Annotated in this window: 7 protein-coding genes; 5 read left to right on the top strand and 2 right to left on the bottom strand. The window is 35.0% G+C overall.

Annotation, left to right across the window (positions count from 1 at the left end):
- Positions 1 to 255: 255 nt before the first annotated feature.
- Complete coding sequence (locus FG384_RS19240; RefSeq protein ID WP_142644303.1) at positions 256 to 474, bottom strand: hypothetical protein; 219 nt, start codon at positions 472 to 474, stop codon at positions 256 to 258.
- Positions 475 to 911: 437 nt separating this feature from the next.
- Between FG384_RS19240 and FG384_RS19245 the strand changes: the two genes are divergently transcribed.
- Entirely contained in the window at positions 912 to 1118 is a 207-nt protein-coding gene (locus FG384_RS19245) for a helix-turn-helix transcriptional regulator (protein WP_142644304.1), read from the top strand.
- Positions 1115 to 1597 carry a hypothetical protein gene (locus FG384_RS19250; RefSeq protein WP_142644305.1) on the top strand — a complete coding sequence of 161 codons (483 nt, stop codon included), beginning with the start codon at positions 1115 to 1117 and terminating at the stop codon, positions 1595 to 1597. The genes FG384_RS19245 and FG384_RS19250 overlap by 4 nt, the downstream gene beginning before the upstream one ends.
- A gap of 49 nt (positions 1598 to 1646) precedes the next feature.
- Here FG384_RS19250 and FG384_RS19255 read toward each other — a convergent pair whose 3' ends face one another.
- A complete protein-coding gene (locus tag FG384_RS19255) occupies positions 1647 to 2216 on the bottom strand; it encodes a hypothetical protein (RefSeq protein WP_142644306.1) in 570 nt (189 codons plus the stop codon).
- 391 nt (positions 2217 to 2607) lie between these two features.
- Here FG384_RS19255 and FG384_RS19260 point away from each other — a divergent pair, with 391 nt between their 5' ends.
- From FG384_RS19260 to FG384_RS19265, 3 genes are all read left to right on the top strand, one after another.
- Positions 2608 to 3837 carry a helix-turn-helix domain-containing protein gene (locus tag FG384_RS19260; protein ID WP_142644307.1) on the top strand — a complete coding sequence of 410 codons (1230 nt, stop codon included), beginning with the start codon at positions 2608 to 2610 and terminating at the stop codon, positions 3835 to 3837.
- Between the two features lie 215 nt (positions 3838 to 4052).
- Complete coding sequence (locus FG384_RS19935; protein ID WP_166462497.1) at positions 4053 to 4196, top strand: hypothetical protein; 144 nt, start codon at positions 4053 to 4055, stop codon at positions 4194 to 4196.
- Positions 4197 to 4306: 110 nt separating this feature from the next.
- Positions 4307 to 4876, top strand: coding sequence for a hypothetical protein (locus FG384_RS19265; RefSeq protein ID WP_240793504.1), 570 nt, complete (start codon positions 4307 to 4309; stop codon positions 4874 to 4876).
- The last annotated feature ends 190 nt before the right edge of the window (positions 4877 to 5066 follow it).

Here is a 5066-nt window from a genome sequence, read left to right on the forward strand (position 1 = left end):
GGCGAAAAGCCCTCTATTCGCTTATCCGATTCAAACGAAGCCCATGCTTTTGACAGTAACAATTCCATTCCCCCTAAAATAGTAATATTAAAAGGATTATTGCCAACTTAATAGAATTATAGACATAATGAGTGATTTTACTAACGGGGCAGTTTAGTTGAAGAGGAGTGTTAATATTTGAGGATTAACGTCCGTTTGCATATGCGTACTTATTTGTATGGTTTAAGTGTTAAATTTTTTTGAGGGGGGTTAGGATTACTTTTTGTCATTAATTAGCTTATGGACTAAATCAAACAACTCACTATTTGATGATTTGTAATTAATAGTTTTATCCCGATTATCTAAGGTAGAATCGACTATTTTGATATTTTCTTCTGTAACAAACACTGGACACTCGCTTAAACGTGCTCGTTTTGCACCTTTCGTTAAACTACCTACTACTTGTTGCAATGCTTCTCCTTTGATTTTGAACATAATAATGTTCCTCCTTAAAAAAGTTTGATTTATTCAAAGCACAAAAAAAAGCACTTTGTATAAGTCCTCAGTCCGTCAAAAAAGACAGATGAACACTTATACAAAGTGCTTTTGCTAATAACTTCACTCCCGCATGGGTGAGATCAAAAATTGTACAATAAATATGATTTTATCATACCATAACGACTAAAAAAGAGAAATAGCTAACGTTTGTTTTTATTATAGGAATCATTGCTGTAATCAATAAAAGAACGGAAGTGTTAGTGAATCATCATGTTTCAAGATTTTAGAGTATTAAAAGTCGATGAAAATACAAGAAAATAATGGATGTAAACCTGAAAATTATTCTCAATTTTCCCAACCTCTAAAATGTCCGAAATACTTTACAAAATGATTAGTTTGTTTTACATTTGTAATACCAAATACAGGAGGTAATCATGAATATCAAAAATCGGATAAAAGAGTTGAGGGCAAGAGATAAGTTAACGCAACAAGATTTATCTGAAAAAGTTGGTGTTACGAGACAAACAATTGTCTCATTGGAAAAAGGATCATATGTACCATCGCTATTACTTGCGATGAATATTGCGGAAGTGTTTCAGGTGCCAATCGATAAAATCTTTTTCAAGGGGGATGGCAAGTGAAGATTGTTCTGTTTGAAAGTATCAGCAAAATTATTATTATTGGCGTGTTTGCTTATGCATTGGGATTTGCATATGAAAACGTCTGGTTAATTGATGAATTTGACCGTGGGTTGATAAACGGTGAAATTATCAATGTGGATGTAAAATTTAGTTGGTGGCCATTTATCATCAGTATTTTATTAATGGTTCTTCAATCAATTCTTTCTGTAAAATTGAAGCCAAGAAAACGGGCCGACATCCTATTGAAATTTGGAGAATTTCAAGATAGAGATGAACGGGAGATGATTATCACCAATAAAGCAACCAGGGCTTCTCATGTAACGTTTACAGTGGCTGTAATGATAACAATGATGATTATGGTTCTTTCTACAAATTATATTTATCTTTATCCTGCATTACCTATCTATTTATTTGCGTCAACAATAGTAGCTTCAAGCATTGCTTACGCTATAGCATGGTGCCTCGAGTATAATAAATAATAAACTAAAAACGCACTGAGAGATTACTCCCAGTGCATTTTTATGATTATTATTGAGGATTTTGCATACAGGCAAAATTGTATCCACCTATACGCTGTGCTTCATATACATTTGGTTGGCCGTTTAAACCTGATGTATCACGGGAATCAACTACTGGATAACCGCCCATATCATAGCATCCTCTTATTAGAGCTCTTTTTTCCAAGTAATCCAAGTATTTAGCATAGGAGAAGTAGAAAATTATCAATCCAATGCCGACAAGTATAATAGGTACTGCATTCGTAAAGTATTCGCCATCTTCAAGCTCATCTGGATTATAACCAGAATCGATTATGATTTTTTCAGTTTCTTCTTTAGATAGTTCAGAGAGAGATTTATTAGCTTCCTTCAATGCTTTTTCCTCATTCATGCTAATGCTATGAAGTTTTGCTACGCGTTCTACATCGATTTGGATCTTTCCTGAGTCTTCATCATAAAAAAATGACTGTTGGACAGAAGAATTAAGTTTGTCTATTTGATTAACTGGTATAATTTCTTCTGCTTGAACAGCAAAACCGGTTGACAACATTAATGCCATTGTTGTTACGACTAAGAAGAATTTCTGCAAATGTTTTTTCATACATATATCCCCCTAAATAGTTTAGAAGACTGGCCAGTGCCTCTATCTCTATTATTACTTTTATTAAATTATATATCAACAATAGTCTGATTATTCTGTATTGGTAAATTTTGTTCGTAAAATCAATCTAATAGGGCTTATTTTCCTTTATTTTCATCAAGTTATCTAACGAATTACAATTATACCATGCTGAATGGAAACGTCCTTTAATACTCTTCCAAACTATTTCTTCTGTTCTTTCATAGTAGAGTAACAATCCACATTTTATGAAACTCCTTTCAAAGATTCAGATTGAATCACTGTTTTTATATGAATTTTCCCAACTTTCAAAGATTAACAATTTGGTATTTCTTTGGTAAAATAATAGATTAAGAGAAAGGGGGGAGATAGGTTGGGTGTCGGTTTAAAAATCAAGTACTTCCGTACTAAAAGTAAGTTAACACAAAAAGAGTTGGCTTTAGGAGTGTGTTCGGTATCTCATCTAAGCAAGATAGAACACGATATCGTTGAACCGAGTGAAGATATGTTGGATATCTTCTGTACAAAGCTAGGGATTAATAAGACTGACATTTATAAAGAGGAAGAGCTACTTCACTACCTGCAGCTTAATGCATTAAATATCCATAAGCTCATTAGGTCTGGAGACAAAGAAAAGGCTATATTACTATATGAAGAGATAACAGTTAAAACTAGCTTAAATGATTGGCCGATAATACGGCTTTTCTATCTATTGTTCGGTTTAAGGATCGCTTTGATGAAGAAGGAACGAGAAGTATCATTCGAACTGTACGAAGAAATTGTAGGGATAATGGAATATGCTCCTGAGTGGATGAAGCCTTATTACAACCGATATTGCGGCCTTTACCACTATATGTATGGTAGTCTATCTCAATCTCTCAAGCTATACAAAGAAGCTGAAAAACTTACCCCCGAGAGTGAAATTGAAGACATATATTATCAGCTTGCACTTGTTCATCATATGTTAGGTGAATATCCAATGTCTACCTATTATGAAGAGAAGGCATTGGAATTATTCGCTAGGAGAATGGATTACGAGCAGTGCGTGAACTGTCAGTTGCTCCTTGGTATCAACTACCGGAAAATGGGCAATTTAGAGCAGGCGAAAGAAACCTATCTTAGCATCTTGAAGAAAGTCGAACCTTTACATAACCGGGAGATCATAGCCAAGGTTTATCACAATTTAGGAATGATTTATTCTGATGAAGGAAAATTGTCCGAGGCTGTCACGGCCTTCGAAATAAGTATGGATTATCGGGAAAACGACCATGCACGTGTTAAGACTTGCTACGCCATCTCGAGAGAGTTTTTGCGCAATGCAGATGAGACGAATTCCAAAAAGTGGCTGAATATCGGAGAAAGAATTTCGACTGATTTAAAAGACAAAGAGTACTTAATTAAATTCCAGGTTCTCAAGTACAAATTAGAGAAATTAGAAAATGATCCTATATTCGAACATTACATGTTAACGGCGGCATTACCGTATTTCGAAGAACGCTCTGACCAGCAAATGATTAAGGAATACATCAAAGAATTGGTCAGATATTACGAAGAATGCCGTCAATATAAAACAGCACTTATGTATCTAAAAAAATTACTTTAAGGGGAAATGAAAAATGAAAAAAGCAAAAGTTTGGAGAATTATATCTATACTCGTATTGTCGATGTTCGCTGTGGGAAGCGTTTATGCAGCTGATGATCTGCCGGAACCTTTAAAGGTGGACCACCCATTTCAGTGAAAGTGGAGAATAATCAATACTCAAAAGGACCTGATTCTTTAAGGATTTGGTCCATTTTTAATTGTCACGGAAGAACTGAATGGATAGACAACGGTGGATGTACAAAGAAGAACCTGAAATATCGGATGGTGCAATTCGTTATTTGAAAGTTGCATGTTTAATTAGTGTTATAGGAGTGACATTAGCTTTAATTATTTTTATACTTACACTTACACAAAATTAGAAGGCGATTCTTCATCGCTTTGTCTTTATTCAACTAACCGGGCAGGTTAGTTTAAGAAGGAATGATTGTAACTGAACAGGATAAACTAAACCCAAATATAATTTGGGGTGATGAAATTGGATAAAAGTAAACCTCTTCTATTGATCTTAATTAGTTTACTAATTTGTGGGTTGTATTACGGAACAGTAAATGCAAAAACGAACGATCCTACTCCTTCCTTTGAGGAAGAAATTATTAAAGGCAAACAACTCACTCCTTTAGAAAGCCAGTTAATGTCTTTTATGACTGGTTTGATGGTAACCGAACCAAAACAAGCTGTTGAATTCTGGATATTTGGCGTAAATGGTCGAAGTGGTGCTGTTCAATATGCGATGTTGTCCCCTTCGCTTCGAAAACAATCAAGGAGTAAATTTGAGCAAACTCACTGGATAACAGGTCAGTCAAGCCCTTCGGTTAGAAACTTTCGTTTTACCAAAGAAGAAAAGCTTAGCGAATCCAAAATGCGGTATACCGTTAATTACGATTTATGGGCATCATATGGAGATTTTGGTGGTGGGCAGAAGATTATAATCGTGGAAAAGAATTTAGAACCATTTAAAGAGTATTGGTTTATTTCATCAATAACAACGAAATATAATCAATGGGAAGCATTTACCCCAGCCGAGACAGTTTTAAAATAGAGCATTGCAGTTAACAATCAAATAAAGAGCAAAGTTTGTGAAAAAATGTACTTAAACTAACGAGGTGCTTGTGCGGCCGAGCCTAGGTCGTATCATATAGCGGGTGGGATTCCCGTCGAGAAAGAACTAGCCATTCACTCGTAGCGAGTCTTGGAGGGCTAATGGTAACATTAGCCTTTAAGCGTAGACA

The sequence above is a fragment of the Psychrobacillus vulpis genome, assembly GCF_006861825.1.
GTDB lineage: Bacteria > Bacillota > Bacilli > Bacillales_A > Planococcaceae > Psychrobacillus > Psychrobacillus vulpis.